The organism is Brevundimonas sp. GCM10030266 (assembly GCF_042666595.1).
In the GTDB taxonomy this organism is placed as follows: Bacteria; Pseudomonadota; Alphaproteobacteria; order Caulobacterales; family Caulobacteraceae; genus Brevundimonas.
Map to the genome: position 1 here is coordinate 297,945 of NZ_JBHTCY010000001.1, position 26,050 is coordinate 323,994.

At 67.8% G+C, this 26,050-nt stretch carries 22 protein-coding genes; 13 read left to right on the forward strand and 9 right to left on the reverse strand.

All coding sequences use genetic code 11. The features are described from left to right. Window positions 1-4 precede the first annotated feature (4 nt). The 4 genes from ACFQQC_RS01660 to ACFQQC_RS01675 all read left to right on the forward strand — a co-directional run bounded on the left by ACFQQC_RS01660 (window position 5) and on the right by ACFQQC_RS01675 (window position 5,695). Window positions 5-970, forward strand: a complete 966-nt coding sequence (locus ACFQQC_RS01660) for a WD40 repeat domain-containing protein (RefSeq protein WP_376859067.1) — start codon at window positions 5-7, stop codon at window positions 968-970. 53 nt (window positions 971-1,023) lie between these two features. Then, complete coding sequence (gene mtgA, locus ACFQQC_RS01665) at window positions 1,024-1,716, forward strand: monofunctional biosynthetic peptidoglycan transglycosylase (RefSeq protein ID WP_376859069.1); 693 nt, start codon at window positions 1,024-1,026, stop codon at window positions 1,714-1,716. A 78-nt stretch (window positions 1,717-1,794) separates the two neighbouring features. Further along, window positions 1,795-3,678, forward strand: coding sequence for a M2 family metallopeptidase (locus ACFQQC_RS01670; protein WP_376859071.1), 1,884 nt, complete (start codon window positions 1,795-1,797; stop codon window positions 3,676-3,678). A gap of 136 nt (window positions 3,679-3,814) precedes the next feature. Further along, a complete protein-coding gene (locus ACFQQC_RS01675; RefSeq protein WP_376859073.1) occupies window positions 3,815-5,695 on the forward strand; it encodes a ubiquitin-activating E1 FCCH domain-containing protein in 1,881 nt (626 codons plus the stop codon). A gap of 232 nt (window positions 5,696-5,927) precedes the next feature. Here ACFQQC_RS01675 and ACFQQC_RS01680 read toward each other — a convergent pair whose 3' ends face one another. After that, window positions 5,928-6,839: an isopenicillin N synthase family dioxygenase gene (locus ACFQQC_RS01680; RefSeq protein ID WP_376860828.1), complete on the reverse strand. Its 912-nt coding sequence runs from the start codon at window positions 6,837-6,839 to the stop codon at window positions 5,928-5,930. A 220-nt stretch (window positions 6,840-7,059) separates the two neighbouring features. Between ACFQQC_RS01680 and ACFQQC_RS01685 the strand changes: the two genes are divergently transcribed. Further along, the gene (locus ACFQQC_RS01685; protein ID WP_376859075.1) at window positions 7,060-7,734 is read left to right on the forward strand and encodes an OmpA family protein; all 675 of its coding nucleotides are present in this window, start codon (window positions 7,060-7,062) and stop codon (window positions 7,732-7,734) included. 319 nt (window positions 7,735-8,053) lie between these two features. After that, window positions 8,054-8,224 carry a hypothetical protein gene (locus ACFQQC_RS01690; protein WP_376859077.1) on the forward strand — a complete coding sequence of 57 codons (171 nt, stop codon included), beginning with the start codon at window positions 8,054-8,056 and terminating at the stop codon, window positions 8,222-8,224. Between the two features lie 15 nt (window positions 8,225-8,239). Here ACFQQC_RS01690 and ACFQQC_RS01695 read toward each other — a convergent pair whose 3' ends face one another. Further along, window positions 8,240-9,544 (reverse strand): UDP-glucose dehydrogenase family protein, encoded by a 1,305-nt coding sequence (locus ACFQQC_RS01695; RefSeq protein WP_376859079.1) that lies wholly within the window; start codon window positions 9,542-9,544, stop codon window positions 8,240-8,242. A 176-nt stretch (window positions 9,545-9,720) separates the two neighbouring features. Beyond that, window positions 9,721-10,896 (reverse strand): OmpA family protein, encoded by a 1,176-nt coding sequence (locus ACFQQC_RS01700; protein ID WP_376859080.1) that lies wholly within the window; start codon window positions 10,894-10,896, stop codon window positions 9,721-9,723. 195 nt (window positions 10,897-11,091) lie between these two features. Here ACFQQC_RS01700 and ACFQQC_RS01705 point away from each other — a divergent pair, with 195 nt between their 5' ends. Then, a complete protein-coding gene (locus tag ACFQQC_RS01705) occupies window positions 11,092-11,997 on the forward strand; it encodes an SDR family NAD(P)-dependent oxidoreductase (RefSeq protein WP_376859082.1) in 906 nt (301 codons plus the stop codon). 175 nt (window positions 11,998-12,172) lie between these two features. Next, complete coding sequence (locus tag ACFQQC_RS01710) at window positions 12,173-13,378, forward strand: acetyl-CoA C-acyltransferase (protein ID WP_376859084.1); 1,206 nt, start codon at window positions 12,173-12,175, stop codon at window positions 13,376-13,378. 167 nt (window positions 13,379-13,545) lie between these two features. Here the strand turns inward: ACFQQC_RS01710 and ACFQQC_RS01715 are convergent, their stop codons facing one another. After that, entirely contained in the window at window positions 13,546-14,277 is a 732-nt protein-coding gene (locus ACFQQC_RS01715; RefSeq protein WP_376859086.1) for a helix-turn-helix transcriptional regulator, read from the reverse strand. Between the two features lie 288 nt (window positions 14,278-14,565). Between ACFQQC_RS01715 and ACFQQC_RS01720 the strand changes: the two genes are divergently transcribed. Beyond that, on the forward strand, window positions 14,566-15,180 hold the full coding sequence (locus tag ACFQQC_RS01720; protein WP_376859088.1) for a glutathione S-transferase family protein: 615 nt from the start codon (window positions 14,566-14,568) through the stop codon (window positions 15,178-15,180). Between the two features lie 6 nt (window positions 15,181-15,186). Here the strand turns inward: ACFQQC_RS01720 and ACFQQC_RS01725 are convergent, their stop codons facing one another. The 3 genes from ACFQQC_RS01725 to otsB are packed head-to-tail and all read right to left on the reverse strand — an operon-like array spanning window position 15,187 to window position 19,251. After that, window positions 15,187-16,623, reverse strand: coding sequence for a trehalose-6-phosphate synthase (locus tag ACFQQC_RS01725; RefSeq protein ID WP_376859090.1), 1,437 nt, complete (start codon window positions 16,621-16,623; stop codon window positions 15,187-15,189). Between the two features lie 55 nt (window positions 16,624-16,678). Next, on the reverse strand, window positions 16,679-18,466 hold the full coding sequence (locus ACFQQC_RS01730) for a glycoside hydrolase family 15 protein (protein ID WP_376859092.1): 1,788 nt from the start codon (window positions 18,464-18,466) through the stop codon (window positions 16,679-16,681). Then, entirely contained in the window at window positions 18,463-19,251 is a 789-nt protein-coding gene (gene otsB, locus ACFQQC_RS01735; RefSeq protein WP_376859094.1) for a trehalose-phosphatase, read from the reverse strand. Before otsB ends, ACFQQC_RS01730 begins: the two co-directional genes overlap by 4 nt. A gap of 107 nt (window positions 19,252-19,358) precedes the next feature. Between otsB and ACFQQC_RS01740 the strand changes: the two genes are divergently transcribed. Beyond that, on the forward strand, window positions 19,359-20,366 hold the full coding sequence (locus ACFQQC_RS01740; RefSeq protein ID WP_376859096.1) for an SIS domain-containing protein: 1,008 nt from the start codon (window positions 19,359-19,361) through the stop codon (window positions 20,364-20,366). On the opposite strand, the gene ACFQQC_RS01745 is transcribed toward ACFQQC_RS01740, so the two are convergent. Further along, window positions 20,363-20,971, reverse strand: a complete 609-nt coding sequence (locus ACFQQC_RS01745) for a CAP domain-containing protein (RefSeq protein WP_376859099.1) — start codon at window positions 20,969-20,971, stop codon at window positions 20,363-20,365. The genes ACFQQC_RS01740 and ACFQQC_RS01745 overlap by 4 nt on opposite strands. A 2-nt stretch (window positions 20,972-20,973) precedes the next feature. Continuing rightward, window positions 20,974-21,552 carry a hemerythrin domain-containing protein gene (locus ACFQQC_RS01750; protein ID WP_376859102.1) on the reverse strand — a complete coding sequence of 193 codons (579 nt, stop codon included), beginning with the start codon at window positions 21,550-21,552 and terminating at the stop codon, window positions 20,974-20,976. Between the two features lie 119 nt (window positions 21,553-21,671). On the opposite strand from ACFQQC_RS01750, the gene ACFQQC_RS01755 reads away from it, so the two are divergent. The 3 genes from ACFQQC_RS01755 to ACFQQC_RS01765 all read left to right on the forward strand — a co-directional run bounded on the left by ACFQQC_RS01755 (window position 21,672) and on the right by ACFQQC_RS01765 (window position 25,981). After that, complete coding sequence (locus ACFQQC_RS01755; protein WP_376859104.1) at window positions 21,672-22,049, forward strand: VOC family protein; 378 nt, start codon at window positions 21,672-21,674, stop codon at window positions 22,047-22,049. A 534-nt stretch (window positions 22,050-22,583) separates the two neighbouring features. After that, window positions 22,584-23,789 (forward strand): acetyl-CoA C-acetyltransferase, encoded by a 1,206-nt coding sequence (locus ACFQQC_RS01760; protein WP_376859106.1) that lies wholly within the window; start codon window positions 22,584-22,586, stop codon window positions 23,787-23,789. A 17-nt stretch (window positions 23,790-23,806) separates the two neighbouring features. Beyond that, complete coding sequence (locus ACFQQC_RS01765) at window positions 23,807-25,981, forward strand: 3-hydroxyacyl-CoA dehydrogenase NAD-binding domain-containing protein (protein ID WP_376859108.1); 2,175 nt, start codon at window positions 23,807-23,809, stop codon at window positions 25,979-25,981. Window positions 25,982-26,050: the final 69 nt, after the last annotated feature.

Below are 26,050 nucleotides of genomic sequence, written 5' to 3' on the forward strand. Positions count from 1 at the left end.
AGCCATGACCACCTTCCAGTTTGACGCCCAGCCCACCGCCGCCCTGTTCGACAAGGACGGCGCGGTCTTCGCACTCGGCGACGGCGCCGTGCGCTTCGAGGACGGCGCCTTCAGCATCGCCCACGACGGCGCGATCCTGTGCGCCTGCGTGCACCCCTCGGGCGAGGGCATCGTCACCGGCGGCGACGACGGCCGGGTGATCTGGCACCGGAAGGGAGAGGCCGGGCTGCTGGCCAGCAGCAAGGGCGCCTGGATCGACGCCATCGACGCCTCGGCCGAGAGCGGGCTGATCGCCTTCTCGGCGGGCAAGACCCTGTCGGTGATCGACGCGAAGGACGCCGGCTTCCGCCGCGACTTCGTGCACGAGCGCACCGTCTCGGGCGTGGCCTTCGAGCCCAAGGGCCGCCGGATCGCCACCTCGACCTATGGCGGGGCCGCCCTGTGGTTCGCGCGGATCGCCGACCAGAAGCCGACCCTGCTGAAATGGGCCGGGTCGCACACCAGCGTGGCCTTCTCGCCGGACGGGGCCTTCATCATCACCGCCATGCAGGACAACCAGCTGCACGGCTGGCGGATCAAGGATCAGAAGAACCTGCGGATGGGCGGCTATCCCGGGAAGGTGAAGGCGGTCAGCTTCCTGTCAAAGGGCCAGCTGATGGCTACTTCGGGCGCGCAGGGCGCGGTGCTGTGGCCCTTCATCGGCTCCAACGGCCCGATGGGCAGGGAAGCCACCGAGATCGGCTATGACGAAAGCAGTCTGGTGTCGCTGGTCGCCTCGACGCCCAAGGCGGGCGTGCTGGCGGCGGGGCTGAACGACGGCCGGGTGTGGCTGGCCGACCCCGCGAAGCATGGCCTGAACTTCCTCAAGGCCGAGAAGGGCGCGACCATCGTCGCCCTGGCCATGAGCCCGGATGCGACGCGCGTGGCCTGGGCCGATGAGGATGGCTTCGCCGGGGTTTCGGAAACCTGAGCCTTGCGCGGCGCGCGCGAGCCGAACAACATCATCGCATGGCCGGATCCCGGATGAAGACCTTCAGGCGGCTGATCCTGTCCGCCCTCATGCTGACGCTGACGCTCGTGTTGGGCGGGGTGGCGCTGTACCGCTTCGTGCCGCCGCCGCAGACCTGGCTGATGACCACCCGCCTGTTCGAGGGCGAGGGCCGCGACTATCGCTGGCGGTCGCTGGACGACATCTCGCCCCGGCTGGTCGATGCGGTGATCGCCTCGGAGGACGCGACTTTCTGCGCTCACCGGGGCTTTGACATGAAGGCCATCGAGAAGGCGCTGCAAAACAACGCGCGCGCCGAGAAGCGCGGCAGCGGCCGCATCCGCGGCGGCTCGACCATCAGCCAGCAGACCGCCAAGAACGTCTTCCTGTGGCCGAGCCGGGACTGGATCCGCAAGGGGCTGGAGGCCGGCTACACCGTCCTGATCGAGACCGCCTGGGGCAAGCGGCGGATCATGGAAGTCTATCTGAACGTCGCCGAATGGGGCCCTGGCGTCTATGGCGCGGAAGCCGCCGCGCAGCACTGGTACGGCAAGGGCGCCGACGAGCTGACGGCGCGCGAGGCGGCGCGGCTGGCGGCCATCCTGCCCTCCCCGCGCCGCTATCAGGCGGCGGAGCCCGGCCCCTATGTCCGGCGACGCGCCTCGCGCATCCAGGCCGCGATGGGCACGGTCCGCAACGATGGCCTGAACGCCTGCGTCGCGCGCTAACGGCGCCGCTTGACCTTACGGCTCCGCTCCGGTCCCTTGCCGCCGAGACGCGGCGGGAGGCCGCGAGGAGGATCCCCCATGAAGCGTTCCTTGATGACCGCGACCGCCCTGTGTGCGCTCGCCCTCGGCGTCGCCGCCTGCGCGACCTACGGCCGATCCGAGGCCCAGGCGGCGACGGCGGCCCCGGTTCAGACCGCCGCGCAAACGCCGGCCGCGCCGCAGTACCCGATCACCGCCGAGGGCGCCGCCGCCTTCATCGCCGACGCCGAGACCCGCATGACGGCGCTGGGCGAGGAAGCGGCCCGGATCGCCTGGACCCGCGCCACCAACATCACCTTCGACACCATGTGGCTGGAGAGCAGGATCAACGCCGAGGTGACCGAGACCCAGGTCGCCCTGGCCGGTCAGGCCGCCGCCTTCAATGATGTCGAGGTTCCCGCCGACGTCCGCCGCAAGCTGAACCTGCTGCGCCTCGGCATCGTCCTGCCGGCTCCCGCACGCCCCGGCGCGGCCAGTGAGCTGTCGGACATCACCACCCGTCTGGACTCGACCTATTCGGTCGGCAAGTTCGAGTATCAGGGACGCCAGATCACCCTCGACGAGGCGAACATCCTGATCGCCGAGAGCCGCGACCCGGCCGAGACCAAGGCCCTGTACGAAGGCTGGCGCACCGTCTCGCCGGTGATGGCCGCCGACTACGCCCGCATGGTTGAGATCGCCAATGAGGGCAGCCGCGAGCTGGGCTTCGCCGACACCGGCGCCATGTGGCGCGCGGGCTATGACATGGACCCGGACGCCTTCGCCGCCGAGACCGACCGCCTGTGGGAACAGGTGAAGCCCTTCTACGAGAACCTGCACTGCTATGTGCGCGGCCGCCTGAACGCCAAATACGGCGATGCGGTCCAGCCGGACCACGGCCCGATCCGCGCCGACCTGCTGGGCAATATGTGGTCGCAGCAATGGGGCAACATCTACGACGTCGTGGCCCCGACCACCGGCGGCGAGTCGAGCTATGACCTGACCAACCTGCTGACCAGCCAGAACTATGACGCGATGCGCATGGTCCGCACGGGCGAGGGCTTCTACACTTCGCTGGGTCTCGCTCCCCTGCCCCAGACCTTCTGGGAGCGGTCGATGATCACCCGTCCGCGCGACCGTGAAGTGGTCTGCCACGCCTCGGCCTGGAACCTGGACAACGTCGACGACATCCGCATCAAGATGTGCACCCAGGTGAACGGCGACGACTTCTACACCGTCCACCACGAGCTCGGTCACAACTACTACCAGCGCGCCTACAACAAGCAGCCCCTGCTGTTCCGCAATGGCGCGAACGACGGCTTCCACGAGGCCATCGGCGACTTCGTCGGCCTGTCGGCCCTGACCCCGACCTATCTGAACCAGATCGGCCTGCTGCAGACCACGCCGGGCGCCGAGGAGGACATTCCCTTCCTGCTCAAGATGGCGCTGGACAAGATCGCCTTCCTGCCGTTCGGCCTGATGGTTGACCGCTGGCGCTGGGACGTCTTCTCGGGCGAGACGTCGCCGGCGGAGTACAATGACGCCTGGTCGGCCGACATGCTGAAGTATCAGGGTCTGGTCCCGCCGGGACCGCGTCCGGCCGACGCCTTCGACCCGGGCGCCAAATACCACATCCCGGGCAACACGCCTTACACCCGCTACTTCCTGGCCCACATCTACCAGTTCCAGTTCCAGCGCGCGGCCTGCAAGCAGGCGGGCTGGACCGGGCCGCTGCACCGCTGCTCGATCTACGGCAACAAGGAGGTCGGCGAGCGCTTCAACGCCATGCTGGAGATGGGCCAGTCGCGCCCTTGGCCGGAAGCGATGGAAGCCTTCACCGGCGAACGCGGCAATGACGCCTCGGCCGTGGCGGACTATTTCGCGCCGCTGAACACCTGGCTGACGACCCAGAACCGCGGCAAGGATTGCGGCTGGGACGCCTGAGCGCCTGACGACGGCGAAGACCCGGCGGTTCGTGACCGCCGGGTTAACCCTCGCCATTAGGCCTTCCCTTAACCGAACTGCGTCATCCTGATCCGATCAGCCTGGGCCCTGTGCGCCCGCGCGGGACAGAATGACGATGACCTTCGGACAACGGATCAGCCGTATCGTGCGCGGCGGCGAGGCCTTCCTTCGCCGTCTGGCGGGCGAGACGCGCGGCAATGTGGCCCTGATCTTCGGCCTGAGCCTGCCCGTGCTGATCCTGATGACCATGGGCGGGGTGGACATCCACCGCGCCTCGACCGTGCGGGTGAACCTGCAGGATGCGCTGGACGCCGCCGCCCTGCACGCGGCCCGGTCGCCCTATACGAGCAATACGGACATCCAGCGGGTCGGCATGATCGCGCTGAAGGCCAATCTGAAGGCCTATCCGAACATCCTGCTGCGCGAGGCCGACACCACCTTCGTGCTGAACAGCGATGATGTCGTGATCGCGGACGCCAAGGTCGATGTGAAGACCCTGGTCGCCAACATCTTTCTGCCGCCCTACGGCAAGTTCATGGACGACTACATCAAGGTCGGCGCCCACTCCGAGGTCGACCGGTCGTCGCGGAACGTCGAGGTGTCGCTGGTGCTGGACGTCACCGGCTCAATGGACGGCGACCGGATCTCGGCGCTGCGCCAGTCGGCCAAGGATCTGGTCGATCTGGTCGTGCAGGACGTGCAGTCGCCCTACTATTCCAAGGTCGCGCTGGTCCCCTATTCCAACTCGGTCAATCCGGGGACCTATCTGAACACCGTGCGCGGCTCGGTGACCGGTTCGACCAACATCAGCGGCGCTGTCCTGAACCTGACCGGCAATCAGAGGACCATCACCGCCGCCACCCGCGCCCGCCCTGTCGTGATCACCTCGAACGGCCACGGCTTCTCGGACGGCGACGTGGTCTGGATCACCGGCGTCAGCGGCATGACCCAACTGAACAACAAGGCCTATGTGGTCGATAACAAGACCACCAACACCTTCGAGCTCTACACCACCACCGGCTCGCGCGTGGACGGCCGCAACTACGGGGTTCATCTGGGCAGCACCGGCCGGGTCCAGAAGTGCCAGAACAACAACTGCTCGGTGACGATCACCGCCAACGGCCACGGGCTGCGGAACAATGAGTACGTCCGCCTCACCGACATCGGCGGCATGACGGCGCTGAACAACCAGACCTTCCTGGTCGGCAACGTCAGCACCAACACGTACACCATCGATCCGTCGGACACGGCGACACTGTCCCCCTACAGCTCGGGCGGCCGGTCGTGGTGCGCCCAGCAGGGCTGCACCTGGTTCGCGTTCGAGAACATGAACGAGGATCTGCAGACCAATCTGATCAGCGACTGCGTGACCGAGCGGACCGGCTCGAACCGCTACACCGAAGTGTCCGGTTCGTCCTCGCGGGTGGCGCGCCACTACACCCAGGACGGCACCTGCCTGACCGACGCCATCGTGCCGCTGTCCAGCGACCGCACGATGCTGAAGAACCGGATCAACAACTTCACCGCCGTCGGCGGCACCGCGGGCCAGATCGGCATCGGCTGGGGCTGGTATATGGTGTCGCCAAACTGGAACACCGTCTGGCCGTCTAGCGGCGCCGGAGCCTACAACTCGGCCGACACCCTGAAGGCCGTGGTCATCATGACCGACGGGGAGTTCAACACCCCCTATTGCCAGGGCGTGATCTCCCGTGACGCGGGCTCGGGCTCGGGCAGCAACACCTACAAGATCAACTGCGCGCCGGACAACGCGGACCCCTACACCCAGAGCCGGGCGCTCTGCGACGCGATGAAGGCCCAGAATGTGGTGGTCTATACGGTCGGCCTGGGCATCTCCTCGACCGGCCAGGCCGCCGACCTGCTGCGCTACTGCGCGACCGGCAGCGGAAACTTCTACATGGCCGACGATTCCAGCGACCTGTCCGGCGCCTTCGGCGCCATCGGGCGGGACATCACCCAGTTGCGCATCTCGAAGTAGCGGGCGGCTGCGCTGTCTGCGGCGAGGCCGGTGGATGGGAAGTGATTGGTGATTGGTGATTAGTGGTTGGCAAGCAGGCTGCGACGGCAGTTGCGGCGCTGCCCCCCGCTGCCAGCGGAAGGGCGGCGCACATGACCCCCGCCACTGGATGGCGGCCAACCACTAATCACCAATCACCAATCACTTCCCGGCAGTGCGCCCGACCATCCGGGCGCCGCCGCCAGCCCCAGCCTCAGATCAGGCGGATTTCCTTCAGGCGCTGGGTCAGGAAGTCCTCGGCCATCAGGGGCTGACCGGCGTAGCGGTCCGGGTTTTCGGGGGTCACGGTCGAGGGCAGGCTCTCGATCACGAAGTCCGGGTTGAAGTGCAGGAAGAAGGGCGTCGAGTAGCGGGCGAAGCTGGCCCGGTCCGGCGACGGGTTGATCACCCGGTGGCTGGTCGACGGCAGGACGTGGTTGGTCAGCCGCTGCAGCATGTCGCCAATGTTGACCACCAGCGCGCCCGGCGGCGGGGCGATGTCCAGCCACTCCCCGTCGGCGTCCTTCAGCTGCAGCCCGGCCTCTTCGGCCCCCAGCAGCAGGGTGATGACATTGATGTCCTCATGCGCCCCGGCGCGCACGCCCGGCGCCCCGGCGGCCACCGGCGGATAGTGCAGCAGGCGCAGGATGGAGTTCCCCAGCTGGACCTTGTCGGCGAAATAGTCGTCGTCGAGCTTCAGGTAGCGGGCGATGCCGCGCAGCACCTTGGCGCCCAGGGCGTCCATGGCCTCGAACATGCCGTAGACGTGCGGACGGAAGCCCTCGACCTCGGTCGGCCAGACATTGTCGCGCATGTATTTGCGATAGGGGTGGCCCTCCGGCAGCTCGCGGCCGACGTGCCAGAACTCCTTCAGGTCCACCGTGGCCGCGCCCTTGGCGGCCTCGACGCCGAAGGGGGTCAGGCCGCGCGCGCCGCCGGTGCCCGGCTGGTGATACTGGCGCTTCACGTCTTCCGGCAGGGCGAAGAAGGTCTTGGCGTCGTCGATGGCCGTGCCGATGACCTGATCGTCCAGACCGTGATCCGAGATCACGGCGAAGCCATAGCGCTTGAACGAGCCGCCCAGGGCGTCGGCGAAGGCCTGGAAGTCCTGATCGTACAGTTTCATCGAAACCGGCACGAGGGCGCGGGTCGGGGTAGAGGCGTCGGTCACGGAGGAACCCTTGTCGATAATCTGGTCGTTTCCATACGCCCTGCACCCCGACCTTGGCAAAGCGTGGGCGCCGTCGACGAAAGGGGCGCGATCCGTTCAGCTTCGGTACAGGAAGGAACCTTGACCATAAGGTCGCGTTTCAGAGGCAGAGGCCTCACCGTCGAAAGGACATCCCATGCGCGCCAAACTCATCGTCACCGGCGTCAGCATCGCCGCCCTGCTGGGCGCCGCCGCCTGCACCACCACCGATCCGTACCGCTCGACCCCGCAGCGGAACAACACCGGCACCGGCATCATCGCCGGCGCGCTGGGCGGCGCCCTGCTGGGCTATCTGACCAACACCTCGAACTCCGAGGAAGGCCGCAAGAACGCCCTGATCGGCGCCGGCATCGGCGCCCTGGGCGGCGCGGCGGTCGGCCAGTACATGGACCGTCAGCAACGCGCGCTGGAAGCCGAACTGTCGGGCACCGGCGTCGGCGTGGCCCGTCAGGGCGACAACCTGGTCCTGCGCATGCCGTCGGACGTCACCTTCGCCACCAACCAGTCGAACATCGACTCGCGCTTCCTCGCCACCCTCGATGACGTGGCGCGCGTGCTGCAGCAGTACGACCAGTCGATGGTCGACGTGATCGGCCACACCGATTCCTCGGGCGGTGATGCGATCAACCAGCCGCTGTCGGAGCGTCGCGCGTCTTCGGTCGCCAGCTATCTGATCGACCGCGGCGTCCTGCGCGAGCGCCTGTATGTCGCCGGCAACAGCGCGCGCAACCCGATCGCCGACAACAGCACGACCCAGGGCCGCGCCCAGAACCGTCGCGTCGAGATCCTGATCCGCCCGTTCCGCGGGTGATCTGACGCTGCAGCCGGCGTTGGCGCCTCATGCGCCGACGTCGGCGGCTCGGAAGTGATTGGTGGTTAGTGATTAGTGGCTGGCAAGCAGGCTGCGACGGCGGTAGCGGCGCTGCCCCCCGCCGCCAGCGGAAGGGCGGCGCACATGGCCCCCGCCACTGGATGGCGGCCAACCACTAATCACTAACCACCAATCACTTCCCCACTCCGGCGCTCCCCGCCCCAGCTCCGCATTTTTCCGCGCCCGACACCGTTCCGTGACTTGCGAAGCAGGTCCGTGAAATGCTCGATAGCGAGCAGCGTTCGACTCGGGGGAACGATTGCGTCCGGACCATCAGGAATTCGCAGACGGCGTGAAGCTGGCGGCCATCGCCGTGGTGTCGGCCGTCGTGACCGCGACCGTCGTCATCGGCGCGGGACGGATGGTCCTGCCCAAGCCCGATCCGGTCGCCGTGGCCCAGGCCCAGCTGATCCGGACCGTCTCACACTAGACGCCGCTGCCCCGATCAGGCGCGGCCGATCGAGGTGTAGCGGAAGCCCCGCGCGCGCATGTCGTCCGGGCGATAGACGTTGCGCAGGTCGACCATGACGGGCTGTTTCAGCAGCAGCTTGATGCGGTCCAGATCCAGCGCGCGGAACTGGTCCCACTCGGTCAGGATCACCACCACATCGGCGCCCTCGACGGCGGCGTAGGGGCCATCCCTGAACACCACGCCGTCCAGCAGCTTGGCGGCCTCGTGCATCCCTTCGGGATCATAGGCCTGCACCGTCGCCCCGGCGGCCAGCAGCGCCGGAACCACATCCAGCGACGGCGCGTCACGCATGTCGTCGGTGTTCGGCTTGAAGGTTACGCCCAGCAGGGCCACCGTCTTGCCCTTCAGATCGCCGTCCAGCGCGGTCGAGACGCGGCTCGCCATCGCCTTCTTGCGCGCGTCATTGACCTCGACCGTGGTCTCGATCAGGCGCACGGGCGCGCCGGCGTCCACCGCCGTGCGCACCAGCGCCAGGGTGTCCTTCGGGAAGCAGGAGCCGCCGTAGCCGGGGCCGGCGTGCAGGAATTTCGAGCCGATCCGGTTGTCCAGACCGATGCCGCGCGCGACCTGCTGCACGTCGGCGCCGACGGCCTCGCACAGGTCCGCCATCTCGTTGATGAAGGTGATCTTCATCGCCAGGAAGGCGTTGGCCGCATATTTGATCAGCTCGGACGTACGACGGCCGGTGAACAGGATCGGCGTCTCGTTCAGGTTCAGCGGGCGGTACAGCTCGCGCATCACCTGCTGGGCGCGAGCGTCATCGGTGCCGACGACCACGCGATCGGGCCGCTTGAAGTCCTCGATGGCCGCGCCTTCGCGCAGGAATTCGGGATTGGAGACCACCGCGAACTCGGCGTCCGGGCGGCGCTCGCGGATGATGCGCTCGATCTCGTCGCCGGTGCCGACCGGGACGGTCGACTTGGTGACGACGACGGTGAAGCCCTCGATCAGGCCGGCGATCTCCTCGGCGGCGGCATAGACATAGGACAGGTCGGCATGGCCGTCGCCGCGACGCGAGGGCGTGCCCACCGCGATAAAGACGGCGTCGGCGGTACGGATGGCCTCGGCGCCGTCCAGAGCGAAGGACAGGCGCCCGCCGCGCACATTGGAGGCGACCAGATCGTCCAGACCGGGCTCGAAGATCGGGATTTCACCCTTCTCCAGCCGCTCGATCTTGGAGGGATCCTTGTCGACGCAGGTCACCACATGGCCGAAGTCGGCGAAACAGGCCCCCGACACCAGGCCCACATAGCCGGTTCCGATCATCGCCACGCGCATGGGTGCACCCCGTTCAGACAGGTCGTCGAGATAGCGACCGGCCGCGGCTTTGACCACCCCGCGGACGAAACGTCACAAAGCAAAACCGCCGGTCTCCTTTGGGAGACCGGCGGCTCTGTAGTCTGCGTCTGCCCCTCCGGCCCCGAGGGGCCGAAGGTTCGGATCGACTTCCGGGTTTAGCGGAAGTTGATGCCGATGGTGGCGCGACGGTTCAGCGGCTCGCGAACGCCATCGGCGGTCGGGCGGGCCAGGGCGGTTTCACCCTTGCCGTCCAGCGAGATCACGCCGCCGTTGATGCCCTGGGCGACCAGGGCGTCAGCCACGGTGCGCGCACGGCGGTTCGACAGGCCGATGTTGTACGCCGCCGAGCCCGAGGTGTCGGCGTGGCCGACGATCAGGACGCGGGTCGGGGTGCCCGACTTGGCGTAGTTGGCGGCTTGCGTCACCACCGAGCGGGCTTCGGCCGTCAGGTCCGAGCGATCCCAGTCGAAGTACACCACGAACTCACGCGCCGGCGGCACGGCCGGAGGCGCCGGCGGGGGCGGCGGGGGCGGCGGCGGAGGCGGCGGCGGCGGCGGCGGCGGCGGCGGCGGCGGCGGGGCTTCAACCTCGCCGAACGAGTAGCGCAGACCCAGGCTCAGGGTGTGGCTGTTCTCGAAACGACCGGCGAACGGACCCGTCAGCGCCTGGTTGGCGGCCGTGTTCGGCGAGACAAAGGTCTCGTACTCGAAGTTCGACAGCAGGTAGCGGTAGGTCAGGTCCAGGTGGGTGCGCTCACCGACGGCCACGGCCAGACCGGCCAGAGCCTGCGCGGCGACCTTGATCGACGTATCGTCGGCGCCGGTGGTCACGGTGCGACGGCCGCCCAGGGTGCCGAGCACTTCGGTCTCGACGCGGTTCAGACCGGCGCCCAGACCCACGAACGGACGGATCGACCACGAGGCGTCACCGAAGTCGTAGATCACGTTGGCCATCAGGCTGGTCGAGCCGAACTGGCCGTCCGGCGCCAGGCAGGGACCGGTCGACGGAGGCGTGATGTTGCACAGGCCGCTCGGCACGCCGCCGCCCGGGTTGGTCACGCGCGAGATGTCGTTGTCGTCGCGGTAGCCGCCTTCCAGCTCCACGCGCCAGTTTTCGTTGAAGCGGTAACCCAGACGGGCGAACGCCGCCCAGGAATCGTCCGTTTCAAACTCGAAACGCGGACCCGCGTTCTGCGACGTGGCCGTCGGGCCGCCGTCAAGAGTGTGGTAGCCGGCGTCAATCGCGCCGTACCAACCGTTCGGCTCGGCCGCCGCAGCGCCGGCTGCGAACAGCCCCGCCATCGCGACGCCGGCGAGAAGCTTCACCTTCATCATATTCCTCATTCAAGGTTGCCCGAATGCCCACGCTTACACGCGGCGCTCCCGAGGCCTAACCACAATGTCTTGCCGAAGTTCCTCAATATGGCTGGGAATGCGGCGACTGTGGCGCCATTTCAACACATTGGGCGGGTTTCCCCGGCTGAAAGCCCTGCTAGGGAGAAGGCAAGTAACAGGGAGAAAGTTCAGATGACGATGAGATTTGACGGCAAGGTGGCCATCGTGACCGGCGCCGGCGGCGGTCTGGGCCGTGAACACGCCCTCGCCCTGGCCAAACGTGGCGCAAAGGTGGTCGTCAACGATCTGGGCGGCGCCCGCGACGGCTCCGGCGCCTCCGCCACCGCCGCCGAGGCCGTGGTCGCCGAGATCGAGGCCCTGGGCGGTGAAGCCATCGCCAACGCCGCCTCGGTCACCGACTACGCCGCCGTCGAGGCCATGGTGAAGGCCGCCATGGACAAGTGGGGCCGCGTCGACATCCTCGTGAACAACGCGGGCGTCCTGCGCGACAAGACCTTCGCCAAGATGGAGCTGGCCGACTTCCAGTTCGTCATGGACGTGCACCTGATGGGCGCGGTGAACTGCACCAAGGCGGTGTGGGAGATCATGCGGGCCCAGAACTACGGCCGCATCGTCATGACCACCTCGTCGTCGGGCCTGTACGGAAACTTCGGCCAGTCGAACTACGGCACCGCCAAGATGGCCCTGGTCGGCTTCATGCAGACCCTGTCGATCGAGGGCGCCAAGAACGATATCCGGGTGAACTGCCTGGCCCCGACCGCCCACACCCGCATGACCGAGGACCTGGGCGCCGCCCTGCCGCTGGAAGCCCTTGGGCCGGAGCTGGTGTCGCCGGGCCTGCTGTATCTGGTCAGCGAGAACGCCCCCAGCCGCTGCATCCTGGCCGCCGGCGCCGGCGGCTTCGAGCGCGCCTATGTCACCATCACCCAGGGCATCCACGTCACGGGCGAGGACGCCCCGGAGCAGATCGAGGCCCGCTTCGCCGAGATCTCGGACCGCGCCGGCGAGATCATTCCCGACATGGGCGCCGCCCAGGGCATGATCGAACTGTCGAAAGCCCAAAAGGCCCACAGCTGACGTGACCATCCGACTGCCGCGTCACGCTTGCGTTGACGCGGCGGCACGGGCCTAGACTATTCACTGACCGCTGAACCGGCCGACAGAAGCCGGGAGCAATCCAGAGGAAACCCGCGCTCAAGCCGCTCGCGACCGCGTCGCGAGCGTTAGCGCCCTTAAAGAGAGAACATCGTAGATGTCCCGCGAAGCCGTCATCGTCTCCACCGCCCGCACGCCCATCGGCCGCGCCTATCGCGGGGCCTTCAACGACACCCAGGCCCAGCAGCTGGGCGCCCATGCGGTGAAGCACGCCGTGGCCCGCGCCGGGATCGAACTGGCCGAGGTCGAGGACGTGGTCATGGGCGCGGCCCTGCAGCAGGGCTCGACCGGCACCAACGTCGCCCGTCAGGTGGCGCTGGCCGCCGGCCTGCCCTCCTCCGTCCCCGGCATGTCGCTGGACCGCCAGTGCGCCTCGGGCCTGATGGGCATCGCCACCGCCGCCAAACAGGTTGTCTTCGACCTGCAGAAGGTCGCCGTCGGCGGCGGTCTGGAGAGCATCTCGCTGGTCCAGAACCAGCATATGAACCTCTACCGCGGCAAGGACGAGGAGCTGCTGAAGCTCTCGCCGCACATGTATATGTCGATGCTGGAGACCGCCGAGGTCGTGGCCCGTCGCTACAACATCAGCCGCGACCGTCAGGACGAATACGCCCTGCAGTCGCAGCAGCGCACCGCCGCCGCCCAGGCCGCCGGCAAGTTCGACGACGAGATCGTGCCGATGACCTCGACCATGCTGGTCGTCGACAAGGCCACCGGCGAGACTTCGAAGAAGGAGGTCACCCTGTCGAAGGACGAGGGCAACCGCGCCGACACGACCCTGGAAGGGCTGAAGGCGCTGAAGCCGGTGTTCGGCTCGGGCGAGGAAATCCAGCAGGGCGAGTTCATCACCGCCGGCAACGCCAGCCAGCTGTCGGACGGCGCCTCGGCCTCGGTCATCATGGAAGCCGGTGAAGCCGTGAAGCGCGGCCTGCAGCCGCTGGGCGCCTATCGCGGCATGGCCGTGGCCGGCTGCGAGCCGGACGAGATGGGCATCGGCCCGGTCTATGCGGTGCCCAAGCTGCTGAAGCGCCACGGCCTGACCGTGGACGACATCGGCATCTGGGAGCTGAACGAGGCCTTCGCCGTGCAGGTGCTGTACTGCGCCGACACCCTGGGCATTCCGATGGATCGCCTGAACGTCTCGGGCGGCGCCATCTCCATCGGCCACCCCTACGGCATGTCGGGCGCCCGGATGACCGGCCACCTGCTGATCGAGGGCAAGCGTCGCGGCGCCAAATACGGCGTGGTGACCATGTGCATCGGCGGCGGCATGGGGGCCGCGGGTCTGTTCGAGATTTATTGATCGGATAGGGCAGTTCCTCCCCCTCGGGGGAGGTGGCGCGGCGCGCAAGCGCCGTGACGGAGGGGCGCCGGCGACAGCCGGGACGCCCCTTTTTCACATCTGGACGGAGGGCCGGTCCGGCGCCCCTCCACCGCCTGCGGCGGTCCCCCTCCCCCAAGGGTTAGGAACTACGAGCCGGGCGCCGGCTTTCCGCTGGCGACCCACGCCGCGTGTTCGGCGTCCATCTTGGCCTGCCAGCGGGCGCGCAGGACGGCGGGGCGGCCGGGGTAGCGGTCCTCGAGGAATTCGGCGGAGACCACCCGGTCCGTGCGGAAGGTGCGGAAGTCGTCGCGGCTTTCACACCAGCCGACCAGCAGCCGCGTCGTGTCGCGGTAGCCGATCAGGCAGGGCCAGATGACCCGGACGGTCTCACGCCCCTGCTCGTCCGCATAATGAAGCCTCAGCTTGCGGCCGGAATGGATCCAGCCGCGCACCTGCGCCATGTCCAGCGCGTCGGCCTTGCGCTGGTCGCCCCAGACCGGCGGCCCCGCGACGGCGGGCTCCAGCAGGACGGGGCGCAGCCGCTCGGGCACGGTGGCGGCGATCTTGGCGATCAGGTCACGGGCGGCGCGGGACAGGGCCGGATCGCCGCGCGAAGCCACCCATTGCGCGCCCAGCACCGCCGCCTCGATCTCGTCCGAGGTCAGCATCAACGGCGGCATGTCGAAGCCGCCCTCCAGCACATAGCCCAGCCCCGCCTCGCCCCGGATCGGCACCCGCTGGCCCATCAGGGTGGCGATGTCGCGATAGATGGAGCGTTTCGACGTCTCAAGTTCGGCTGCGATGGCGTCGGCGGTCACCGGCTTGGACGAACGCCGCAGCACCTGGATGATCTGAAAGAGGCGGTCGGCGCGTCTCATCTTCTGGGCCCTAACGCTCGCGCCGCGGGCGCTCGCTGCTTGAGGGCAAATTCTTGCCCTAACGCTCGGCTCGCGGAGCCTCGCTTCGTGAGGGCAGACTCCTTGCCCATCGCTCGCGGCACAGCCGCTCACTGTTCGAGAAGCGGTATGCCGAACCGCTGCTGACAGCATGCTGGCAGCAGGATGGCAGTAGATCAATCTCCACCGACGGCGAGGGGCCGCCGGGCGAAAAACCGGGCTCAAGCAGCGAGGCTCCGCGAGCCGAGCGATAGCCCAAGGGAGATGACCATGCTGACGCTTTTCCACGCCCCGCAGTCGCGTTCGGGCCGCATCGTCTGGCTGATGGAGGAGATCGGCGCGGCGTATGCGATCGAGTACGTCGACATCTTCCGCGCCCTGACCGGCACGGGTCGCGCCGACCGCAACAACCTGCATCCCGACGGCAAGGTCCCGGCCCTGCTGCATGACGGCGCGCTGGTGACCGAGTCCGCCGCCATCGCCCTGTATCTGACCGACCTGTTCCCGCAGGCTGATCTGGGCGCGCCGGTCGGCTCGCCGGAGCGGGCGGCCTATGTGACCTGGCTGGCCTGGACGGCGGGCGAGATGGAGCCGGCCTACTGGAGCCGGATCAGCGGCCAGACCGAGACCGATCCGCTGGCGATGAAGCGCTATGAGCAGGCCAACGCCCGCATCCTGACCGCGCTGGAGCATGGGCCGTATCTGATGGGCCACCGGTTCACGGCGGTAGACGTCATGGTCGGCTCGGCCATGGCCTGGGGTCGCGACTTCGGGCCGAAGAACGACCTGCTGGATCGCTGGCTGGAGCGGATCAGCACCCGGCCCGCCAATCGCGCCGCCATGGGCAAGGATGGAACCCCTGCCCTGATCGCCGAGGTCGCCTGATCGACCTCAGGCCGCGTGGGCGGTGGCGGCTCCGTCATCGCCCGCATGGCCGTTTCCGTTGCCCGGACGAACCACCGCCTGCAGGGCCGACACAAAGGCGTCGCGCCAGATGCTGACGTCGGTGTCCTGCACCACCGTCATCAGGGCTTCCCAGCGACGGCGACGTTCGGTCAGGGGCATGTCCAGCGCCTTCTTGATAGCGTCGGACAGCTCCTCTCGGCTGAACGGGTTGACCAGCAGGGCCTCGGTCATCTGCTCGGCGGCGCCGGCGAAGCGCGACAGGACCAGCACGCCCGGATCGTCCGGGTTCTGGGCCGCCACATATTCCTTGGCCACCAGATTCATCCCGTCGCGCAGGGGGGTGACCAGACCGACCCGTGCGGCGCGGTAGATGCCCGCCAGCTGATCCCGGCGGTAGGTGCGGTTCAGATAGCGGATCGGCTGCCAGTCCATGTCGGCGAACTCGCCGTTGATCCGACCAGCCAGCGCGTCCAGCCGGGCGCGGATGTCCTGATAGGTGTCGACATCATCGCGGCTGATCGGCGTGACCTGCAGCAGGAAGACCTCGCCGCGCTTGTCCGGGTTGTCGCGCAGGAACTGCTCATAGCCCGAAAGCCGCTCCTCCAGCCCCTTGGAGTAGTCCAGCCGGTCCACGCCGACCATCATCGAGCGGAAGGCGGCCGAGGCCGACATCCGGTCATAGGTGCGTCGTCCGAGCACGGAGTTCCGGGCGGTCAGGAACTCGTCCACATCAATGCCGATGGGGAAGACGCCGGTCTGGACGCTGCGTCCAAACGCGCGAACCTCGCCGTCGGGCGTGACCGTGCCCTTTTCCTCGACCTCGACGTAGCGCTGGAACAGCTCCATCCACTCGCGTGTGTGGAAGCCGATCAGATCGAAGTCGAACATCGACTCCACCAGCCGGCGATGGTGCGGCAGGGTCACCAGCAGCTGACGCGCCGGCCAGGGCGTGTGCAGGAAGAAGCCGATGCGGTTGGTGATCCCGCGCCGGCGCAGGTCCCGGGCCATCGGGATCATGTGGTAGTCGTGGATCCAGATGATGTCGTCCGGCTGGATCAGCGGCGCCAGCACATCAGCGAAACGGGCGTTGGTCCGCTCATAGCCCTCGCCATATGACCGCTCATAGGCCGCCAGATCGGTGCGGTGGTGGAACAGGGGCCACAGGGTCTTGTTGGCGTAGCCGTTGTAGTATTCGTCGACGTCCTGCGCCTCCAGATCGACCAGACCGACGGTGACGCCCGCCCGGTCCTCGATCTTCAGCTCGCCGGTGAATTTCTCGACGGTCTCGCCCGACCAGCCGAACCACAGGCCGTCGTATTTGCGCAGGGCGGCGGACAGGGCCATGGCCAGACCGCCCGCCGAGCCCGAGGCGGGGTCTTTCGGGGCCGAGACCCGGTTGGAAACGACGATAAGACGGCTCATGGCCGCTTAACCGAGCGGCTCGCGGTTTGGTGGCAACGCATTGTCGTGATCCCCCTTAACGCACATCCGTCCACGACCGGCTGAGCAGCACGGCGCAGTTGATGATGCCGACCAGCGAGTAGGTCTGCGGGTAGTTGCCCCACAGCTCGTCGTCGCCCAGCGAGATGTCCTCGCTGAGCAGGCCGGCGTGCGTGCGCCGGCTCAGCATCTGTTCGAAGATTTCCCGCGCCTCGGCGTCGCGGCCGTTCTGGTGCAGGGCCTCGATGAACCAGAAGGTGCAGAAGTTGAACGCGGTTTCCGGCTCGCCAAAGTCGTCCGGCTCCACATAGCGGAACAGGTAAGGCCCCTTCTTCAGGTCCCGTTCGATGGCGTCGAAGGTGGCGACCTGGCGCGGGTCCATGGCGTCGAGGAAGCCCAGGTCGGTCAGCTGCAGCAGACTGGCGTCCAGTTCGCGGTTGCCGAAGCTGGCGGCGAACCGGCCCTCGTCAGGCAGGTAGGCTTCCTTCTCGATCCGGGTGCGGATTTCGTCGGCCCGCGCGCGCCAGACCTCGCCCCGGTCATGCAGGTGCAGGTGGTCCGCCGCCTTAGCCAGACGGTCGCAGGCGGCCCAGCACATGACCGAGGAATAGGTGTGCACCCGCGCGATGGTGCGGAACTCCCACAGGCCGGCGTCGACCTGATCGTGCATGGCGTAGGCGCGCTCGCCGACCTTCTCCAGCGCATGGAAGTCGTCGATGGTGCCGGGGCGCAGCAAGCGCTGGTCGTAGAAGGCCTGCACCAGCGGCAGGACGATCTGTCCGTACACGTCGTGCTGCAGGTGTTCGCGCGCCTGATTGCCGACGCGCACCGGCTTCATGCCGCGATAGCCGGCGACCGTCTCGGTGATCCGCTCGTCGATGTCCTCTTCCAGCCCGACCCCATAGACCGGCTGCACATGGCCGCCCGCCGAAGAGTCGACGAGGTTGCGCAGATAGCCGAGATAGTTCTCGAGGATATCGACCGCGCCCAGCCGGTTCAGGGCCCGCACCACATAGTAGGCGTCGCGGATCCAGCAGTAGCGATAGTCCCAGTTGCGGCCGCTCTCGGGGAACTCGGGCACCGAGGTGGTCAGGGCCGCCACGATGGCCCCGGTCTCCTCATAGGCGCAGAGCTTCAGCGTGATCGCCGCGCGGATCACCGCCTCCTGATAGTCCAGCGGCAGGTAGAGCTTGCGCACCCAGTCCTGCCAGTAGGCCACGGTGCGATCCAGCGCCGCCGACACGCCCGGGCCGACGTCCTGATCGTAGCCCTCATCGGGACCGAGGAAGAAGGCGTGCGCCTTCTCCAGCCGGAAGATGCGCTCGTTCAGGACGTGCGACACCGGGCAGTCGGTGGTCAGGCGCAGGACGACATCCGTGCACAGATAGCGGATGTGGTTGGAGCCGTTCGTCCGCTCCGCCGCCCGCGCGCCCCAGTCGGCGGAGGGCCGCAGGCGCACGCGGATGCGCGGCGAGCCCTCCAGCGGCCGGACGATCCGGCCATAGGCCAGCGGGCGGTAGGTGCGGCTATGCTTGGGATGGCGGGGGCAGAAGTCGATGATCTCGACCGCCGCGCCGTCCTCGGCCGTCAGCACGGTGCGCAGCACGGGCGTGTTGCGGACATAGGCCTGGTCGACCCGCTTCTGGCCTTCCAGCTCGATATCCCAGAAGCCGTGGCCGGGGTCGTCGCCGTCCATCAGGGCCGAGAAGACCGGGTCGCCGTCCACGCGCGGGGCGCAGGACCAGACATAGCGGCCGCGCCGGTCGATCAGGGCGCTGATCGAACAGTTGCCGATGGGGGCGAGGTCCAGATCCGGTTGGGTCATGCGTCGCTCTCCAGCTGGTCCAGCCAGTCCAGCACCGCCGTCACGCCGGTCAGGCCGTAGCGGGCCGCCGTCTCACGCGGCGGACCGACCAGCACGCCGAAACCGCCCAGTTCCTCCGCGGCCCTGAACCCGTCCTCGTCGGTCAGGTCGTCGCCCAGCATGACCGGCACGCCGCCGGCGAAGGGCGCCTCCTCCATGAAGGCCTTGAGCGCCGTGCCCTTGCTGGCGCCCGGCGTCTTCAGCTCGATGACCATATGGCCGGGCTGGAGCATCAGCCCCGTCTCGGCGGCCAGACGGCGGGTCAGGGCGTCGGCCTCCCGTTCGGCGTCCGGCGCGCTGCGGAAATGCAGGCCCGCGGCGACGGCCTTGTCCTCGACCAGCACGCCGGGGCGGGTGCGGGCGAATTCCTCGAAGGCGGCGACGGCGTTGCGGACGCTCTCGGACGCCTCTGCGCGCAGGAAGGTCCCGTCGGCGCGGCGGCGCTCCAGACCATGAACCCCCGAGGCCGAGGCCATACTGCCATCGGCGATCCGGTCGATCTCGGCGATGGTCCGCCCACTGATGATCGCCACGCGACCGCCCAGCCGGGGCGCGAGCGCGGTGAGCACGGCGGTCCTGCGCGGCTCGGGCACGACCGCGTCCGGCGTCTCGGCCAGTTCGGCCAGCACGCCGTCGAGATCGAGGAAGAGGGAGATGCGTCCCAGCCGCGACGGCGGCGCGGGCAAACGCGGGAAGGTTTCGACCGCCGCACTGCCGGCGTCGAGAGTCAGGTCAGACGTCCCCATGGGGTTCCTAACGACCCCGGGCCCGAAGGGTTGCCCCTAGCTTGGCTTTTTATTTCGCAGATGCAGCAAAATGCGCGGTCATGCCGACGATTGTCTAAAGGGCGCGGATGGGCCAATTCCCCGCCATGACCCAGACCGCCCTCCCCGCCGACACCGCTTCCATGGTCGCCCGCGCCCGCGAGGTGATCGAGATGAACATCTCGGCCCTCCAGCAGCTTGAGGCCGCCATCGACGACAGCCTGGCCAGGGCGGTCGAGATCATCCTGTCGCGGCCCGGCTATCTGGTCGTCACCGGCATGGGCAAGTCGGGCCACATTGGCGGCAAGATCGCCGCGACGCTCGCCTCCACCGGCACCAACGCCTTCTTCGTTCATCCGGCCGAGATGAGCCACGGCGATCTGGGCATGCTGCGCAAGGACGTCACCCTGCTGGCCATCTCCAACTCGGGCGAGAGCCGCGAACTGCGCGACCCGCTGATCTACTGCCAGCGCGAGGGCATTCCGGTCATCGGCATCACCCAGCGCCCGAACAGCTTCCTCGGCCGCTCGTCGGCGGTCTGCCTGACCCTGCCGAACGCGCCGGAGGCCCATCCGGACGGTCTGGCCCCGACCACCTCGACCCTGATGACGCTGGCCATGGGCGATGCGCTGGCCATGGTCCTGACCGAGCGTCGCGGCTTCACGGCGGAAGACTTCGGCCTGCACCATCCAGGCGGCAAGCTGGGCATGAGCCTGCAGAGCGTGCGCGACTGGATGGGTGATCGCCCGCCGGTCCCGGCGACCGTGCCCCTGACCGCCACCTTCGCCGAAGTGGTCTCGGCCATCACCGAGGGCCGCAAGGGCGCCGCCGCTGTCGTCAACGCCGACGGCACGCTGGCGGGGATCGTCACTGACGGCGACGTGCGCCGGGCCTTCGCGCGCGGCGACCTGACCGGCCTGACCGCCGCCGATGTGATGAGCCCCAGACCCAAGGTCATCGATCCAACCGCCCGCATGAGCGACGCCATCGACCTGATGACCCAGAACAAGATCGCCACCCTTCTGGTGGTCGAGGACGACCGCCCCATCGCCATCGCCCACATCGCCGAGCTGATGCAGGCGGGCTACGTCGGCTAGTACGCCCTCAACCCGTCGATATTGCCCGGCGGCGAGTAGCGGCAGGCCAGCACCGACCGATCGCCGCGTCGCACGAGCGCACAGCCGACGTGGGTGGTGCGGCTCCAGACCAGCTGGGAGTAGTGGCCCACGACGGTCCAGTCGCCGGTACGGCTGACGGCGGGGAAGACGCCGTGCCGGTACTGCGCCTTTTCGGCGATCCACTCCCCGACCATCTCCTCGGGCGTCCAGGTGCGGCCGCCCCAGCCGGTCCAGAGATTCTCGCCGTGACCATGCGGTGAGGGATCGTGGGCGAAGCTGTTGGTCGCCAGCAGCTGCTCGGCCCAGGCCCTCGCCTCCCGCTCCAGCCCGTCCTCCCAGATCAGGGGCGCGGCGCCGACCCTGGCCCGCTCGACATTGTGGGCGCGCAGCACCCGCGCCTCGACCTCGTCCGACGGGCGACTGTCCTGCGGCGCGGGGATGGGCGCCAGTTCGCGGGCGCGGGGGTCAGCCTGACGGACATACACAGGGTCAGGCGCCAGGCCCGCCGACGGATAGGGCGCGGCGCAGGCCGATCCGGCGGACAGGGCCGCGACGGCGAAGATCAGGGTCGGGGTTTTCGGCAAGCTCAGCGGGCCTCCATCCCGTCGCCCGGCTTCGGATCCTCGAACGGCTCATCGACGAGGGCGCTTTCGACATTATCGCCGTGGAAGGTCCGCGTCTCGGACGGCCGCTTCGGATGGGCCTTCAACGCCTCGGTCGCCGTCTCGCGCCGCGCCCGCATCTGGTCCGCCAGATCCTTCAGGTCCACGCCAGCCTTCCGGGCGAGGGTGAAGATGCCCTTGGACGGGGCTTCCTCCTCCTCGAAATGGTGCTCCAGGATTTCGGACAGGACGTGCACCTTGGTGGCGTAGAAATGCTCCTCCGGCCCGCCCGCCTTGATGTCGTTCATCAGCACCTTGGTGGCGTCATGTTCGACATAGCCCTCGTCCAGCTTGCTGTCGGGGATTTCGCCGCGACAGGCCGGATAGAGGATTTCCTCCTCAAGGATGGTGTGGACCTCCAGCTCCAGCACCAGCCGTTCGGCCAGCCGCTTTTGCTCAGCCTTGCCCTTGGCCTTCTCGAACTGGTCGAACAGGTCCTCGATCAGCCGGTGGTCCGCCTTCAGCAGGGCGATGGCGTCCATCTGGTCATAGGTCTGCGCCATGATGCGTCTCCTTCGTTCGGCATCAGAAAGGCGCGTGGCGCGGCGCGCGTTCCACTGAGACTCGTTCGCGGACCGATCCCGCCGGGTGCGCGTTGTCCCTCGCAACAGGGAGGCCCCGGATGCTGGACCACATCGGACTGGACGTCACCGACATCGCCCGGTCGCGGGCCTTCTACGAACAGGCGCTGGCCCCGCTCGGCTATGCGGTCGTGCAGGTCATCGAGGACGGCGGAACCACCGTCGTCATGTTCGGCGTGGACGGCGAAATCGACTTCGTCATCGCCGACAAGGACCGCCCCGGCGAGGCCAACCATGTCGCCTTCCGCGCGCAGACGCGGGCGCAGGTGGACGCCTTCCATGCGGCGGCCGTGGCGGCGGGCGGTCGGGACCACGGCGGGCCGGGGCTGAGGCCTGAATATGGAGAGACCTATTACGCCGCCTTCGTCTTCGATCCGGACGGGTTCAATGTGGAGGCGGTGTGTCACGCGGCGGAATGACCCGACACTCCCGACACCTTCCAACCCTGCCAACCCGTGGCGCCGAAACCTGTCTTCCCGAGCATCGCGGGTTCATCACAACGGGCACAACGGATCACAAAGACCACAACGGGGCCGGTGCATGATCGGGAAAGGTCTCGACCGCCTGAACTCCGACAGCGCGCTTCGCGCGCATTCATCCGTGACCTGTTGGCTCGCGCGACAGGTAAGATCGGCGCGATCCCGTCGTGTTCGTTGTGGGTCGTTGTGCCCGTTGTGATGAACCAGCCCTTTCGCCGTGAGCGCACGACCAATCCTGACGCACCGGACCGCTAAACTCTCCCATCAGCAGAGGCAGGGAGTCTCGACATGGCAGGGTTTCACGATTTTTCGCCGACAGGGTCATCCACCCCTTTCGGAGACGTGACCACACGCATACTTGACGTTGACGTAAACGTACGCTTTCTGACGCCCGAGTTTCAATTCCGCACCCTCCCCTCAAGCCGCTCGCGACCGCGTCGCGAGCGATAGGGGAAACCAAGAAAGAGACCCTCCATGGCCGACGCCTATATCTACGACGCCGTGCGCACCCCGCGCGGCAAGGGCAAGAAGGACGGCTCGCTGCACGAGATCACCGCCCTGTCGCTGGCGACCCAGGTGCTGGAAGCCCTGCGGGACCGCAACGATCTGGACACCTCCAAGGTGGACGACGTGATCCTGGGCTGCGTCTCGCCGGTGGGCGAGCAGGGCTCGGACATCGCCCGCACCGCCGTGCTGAGCGCCGGCTGGGCCCAGACGACCGCGGGCGTCCAGATCAACCGCTTCTGCGCCTCGGGTCTGGAAGCCGTTAACATGGCGGCCGCGAAGGTGAAGGCCGGTGAAGCCGACTTCGCCGTCGGCGGCGGCATCGAGGCCATGAGCCGCGTGCCCATGGGTTCGGACGGCGGCGCCTGGCCGATCGACCCGACCTCGGCCTTCCCGACCTATTTCGTGCCGCAGGGCGTCTCGGCCGACATGATCGCGTCGAAATACGGCTTCAGCCGCGACGACGTGGACGCCTATTCGGTCGAAAGCCACAAGCGCGCGGCGAAGAGCTGGGCCGAGGGCCGCTTCGCGAAGTCGGTCATCCCGGTGAAGGACCAGCTGGGCCTGATCCGTCTGGATCGTGACGAGACCATCCGTCCGAACGCCGACATGCAGACCATGGGCGCGTTGAACCCGTCCTTCGCCCAGATGGGCGAGTTCGCCTTCGACGCCGTGATCAACCAGCGCTACCCCGAGGTCGAGCGCGTGAACCACGTGCACACCCCCGGCAACTCGTCGGGCATCGTGGACGGCTCGGCCGGCGTGCTGATCGGCTCGCTGGAAGCCGGCAAGGCGCTGGGCCTGAAGCCGCGCGCCCGCATCAAGGGCGCCGCCTCGATCGGCTCGGAACCGTCGATCATGCTGACCGGTCCGGAGTTCGTGACCCAGAAGCTGCTGGGCAAGCTGGGCATGACCACCGCCGACATCGACGTGTGGGAGCTGAACGAAGCCTTCGCCGCCGTGGTCCTGCGCTACATGCAGGCGCTGAACATCCCGCACGACAAGATCAATGTGAACGGCGGCGGCATCTCGATGGGCCACCCGCTCGGCGCCACCGGCGCCATGATCACCGGCATCGCCCTGGACGAGCTGGAGCGCTCGAACAAGGAAACCGCCCTGATCACCCTGTGCATCGGCGGCGGCATGGGCACCGCCACCGTCATCGAACGCGTCTGATCCGAAGGAAAGTGACCATGGAAAACTTCAAGATCGACGTGGATGCCGACGGCATCGCCCTGATCACCTTCGACGTCCCGGGACGCTCGATGAACACCCTGACCGGCTCGGTGATGAACGAGATCCCCGAGTGGGTCGAACGCATCAAGACCGATGACGCCATCAAGGGCGCGGTCCTGACCTCGGGCAAGGCGAGCGGCTTCTGCGCCGGCGCTGACCTGGGCGACATCGCCGGCGGCATGATCGGCGGGACCAGCCTGCAGGACGCCTTCGACGCGGGCTGGAAGATGAACGGCGCCCTGCGCGCGCTGGAAACCTGCGGCAAGCCGGTGGCCGCGGCCATCAACGGCCTGGCCCTCGGCGGCGGCCTCGAGCTGACGCTGGCCTGCCACTACCGCGTGGTGGCCGATGACTCGAAGATCCAGCTGGGTCTGCCCGAGATCAAGGTCGGCCTCTTCCCCGGCGGCGGCGGCACCCAGCGCCTGACCCGCCTGATCGGCGTGCAGAACGCCCTGATGGCGATGAGCGAAGGCAAGCCGTGGCGTCCGAACGACGCCAAGGGCGCCGGCGTGGTGCACGAGGTCGTGGCCAAGGGCACGGAAGTCGACGCCGCCAAGGCGTGGATCAAGGGCGGCGGCAAGGCGGCCCAGCCGTGGGACGACAAGTCGTTCAAACTGCCCGGCGGCGGCCCCTACCACCCGGCGGGCGTCCAGACCTTCATCGTCGGCAACGCCATGCTGCGCAAGCAGTCCTACGGCAACTACCCGGCCGTGCTGAACCTGATGAAGGCCGTCTATGAGGGCGTTCAGGTTCCGATGGACGCCGCCCTGCGCATCGAGACCCGCTACTTCATCAAGACCCTGATGACGCCGCAGGCCCAGGCCATGATCCGCTCGCTGTTCCTCAGCAAGCAGGAACTCGACAAGGGCGCCGTCCGCCCGGCGGGCGTGCCCAAGTCGGACCCCAAGAAGGTCACCGTTCTGGGCGCCGGCATGATGGGCGCGGGCATCGCCTATGTGCAGGCTCTGGCCGGCATCGAGACCATCCTGATCGACCAGACGCAGGAAGCCGCCGACAAGGGCAAGGCCCACGTCGAGGAGCTGCTGAAGAAGCGCCTGTCGCGCGGCGCGATCACGCAGGAGAAGTTCGACGCCTTGCTGGCCTCGGTCACGGCGACCACCGACTATGACCTGATCAAGGGCTCGGATCTGGTCATCGAGGCCGTGTTCGAGAACCGCGAGATCAAGGCCGAGGTCACCAGGCGCGCCGAAGCCCAGCTCGAGCCGGGCGCCATCTTCGGCTCCAACACCTCGACCCTGCCGATCACCGGCCTGGCTGAGGCGAGCGTGCGTCCCGAGGACTTCATCGGCATCCACTTCTTCTCGCCCGTCGACAAGATGATGCTGGTCGAGGTGATCCTGGGTGAGAAGACCGGCGAGGCGGCCATCGCCAAGTCGCTGGACTACATCCTGAAGATCAAGAAGACCCCGATCGTCGTGAACGACGGCCGCGGCTTCTACACCTCGCGCTGCTTCGCCACCTACGTCGCCGAAGGTCTGGCGATGCTGGAGGAAGGCTACGCCCCGGCCCTGATCGACAACATCGGTCGCATGACCGGCATGCCGCGCGGCCCGCTGGAAATGCACGACGACGTCGCGCTGGACCTGTCGGTCAAGGTCGCCAAGCAGACCGCCATCGACCTGGGCGACAAGTACGTGCCGCTGCAGGGCGCCGAGATCGTCCGCAAGATGGTCGAGGATCTGGGCCGCTACGGCCGCAAGAACGGCAAGGGCTTCTACGACTACGACAGCAAGCCCAAGAAGCTGTGGTCGGGTCTGTCGGAGCTGGCTCCGGTGACGATCAACGACTCGACCCCGGAACTGGTCACCGACCAGAAGGAACGCCTGCTGTACCGTCAGGCCGTTGAGGTCGCGAAGTGCTGGGACGAGGGCGTGATCAGCGACCCGCGCGAGGCCGACGTCGGCGCCATCCTGGCCTGGGGCTTTGCGCCCTGGACCGGCGGCCCGATCACCTTCATCGACCAGACCGGCCTGAAGGCCTTCGTGGCCAAGGCGGACGAATACGCCGAACGCTACGGCGACCGCTTCAAGGTCCCGCAGTTCCTGCGCGACATGGCCGCCAAGGGCGAGACCTTCTACGGCAACTTCGAAGGCAAGAAGGCGGCGGCGTAAGCCTCCGACGGTCGAACGACACGAGGGGACGTCGGAAACGGCGTCCCCTTTTCGTGGCCCGAACGGAAA

Bases quoted from the DNA above. Each gene is read 5' to 3' on its own strand.
- ACFQQC_RS01720 (WP_376859088.1), top strand. From the start codon at position 14,566: ATGCTGACGCTTTTCCACGCCCCGCAGTCGCGTTCGGGCCGCATCGTC.
- otsB (WP_376859094.1), bottom strand. From the start codon at position 19,251: ATGGGGACGTCTGACCTGACTCTCGACGCCGGCAGTGCGGCGGTCGAA.
- ACFQQC_RS01750 (WP_376859102.1), bottom strand. From the start codon at position 21,552: ATGGCGCAGACCTATGACCAGATGGACGCCATCGCCCTGCTGAAGGCG.
- ACFQQC_RS01695 (WP_376859079.1), bottom strand. From the start codon at position 9,544: ATGCGCGTGGCGATGATCGGAACCGGCTATGTGGGCCTGGTGTCGGGG.
- ACFQQC_RS01660 (WP_376859067.1), top strand. From the start codon at position 5: ATGACCACCTTCCAGTTTGACGCCCAGCCCACCGCCGCCCTGTTCGAC.
- ACFQQC_RS01715 (WP_376859086.1), bottom strand. From the start codon at position 14,277: ATGAGACGCGCCGACCGCCTCTTTCAGATCATCCAGGTGCTGCGGCGT.
- ACFQQC_RS01670 (WP_376859071.1), top strand. From the start codon at position 1,795: ATGAAGCGTTCCTTGATGACCGCGACCGCCCTGTGTGCGCTCGCCCTC.
- ACFQQC_RS01760 (WP_376859106.1), top strand. From the start codon at position 22,584: ATGGCCGACGCCTATATCTACGACGCCGTGCGCACCCCGCGCGGCAAG.
- ACFQQC_RS01730 (WP_376859092.1), bottom strand. From the start codon at position 18,466: ATGACCCAACCGGATCTGGACCTCGCCCCCATCGGCAACTGTTCGATC.
- ACFQQC_RS01680 (WP_376860828.1), bottom strand. From the start codon at position 6,839: ATGAAACTGTACGATCAGGACTTCCAGGCCTTCGCCGACGCCCTGGGC.
- ACFQQC_RS01705 (WP_376859082.1), top strand. From the start codon at position 11,092: ATGACGATGAGATTTGACGGCAAGGTGGCCATCGTGACCGGCGCCGGC.
- ACFQQC_RS01700 (WP_376859080.1), bottom strand. From the start codon at position 10,896: ATGAAGGTGAAGCTTCTCGCCGGCGTCGCGATGGCGGGGCTGTTCGCA.
- ACFQQC_RS01765 (WP_376859108.1), top strand. From the start codon at position 23,807: ATGGAAAACTTCAAGATCGACGTGGATGCCGACGGCATCGCCCTGATC.
- ACFQQC_RS01740 (WP_376859096.1), top strand. From the start codon at position 19,359: ATGGGCCAATTCCCCGCCATGACCCAGACCGCCCTCCCCGCCGACACC.
- ACFQQC_RS01755 (WP_376859104.1), top strand. From the start codon at position 21,672: ATGCTGGACCACATCGGACTGGACGTCACCGACATCGCCCGGTCGCGG.
- ACFQQC_RS01710 (WP_376859084.1), top strand. From the start codon at position 12,173: ATGTCCCGCGAAGCCGTCATCGTCTCCACCGCCCGCACGCCCATCGGC.
- ACFQQC_RS01725 (WP_376859090.1), bottom strand. From the start codon at position 16,623: ATGAGCCGTCTTATCGTCGTTTCCAACCGGGTCTCGGCCCCGAAAGAC.
- ACFQQC_RS01675 (WP_376859073.1), top strand. From the start codon at position 3,815: ATGACCTTCGGACAACGGATCAGCCGTATCGTGCGCGGCGGCGAGGCC.
- mtgA (WP_376859069.1), top strand. From the start codon at position 1,024: ATGAAGACCTTCAGGCGGCTGATCCTGTCCGCCCTCATGCTGACGCTG.
- ACFQQC_RS01685 (WP_376859075.1), top strand. From the start codon at position 7,060: ATGCGCGCCAAACTCATCGTCACCGGCGTCAGCATCGCCGCCCTGCTG.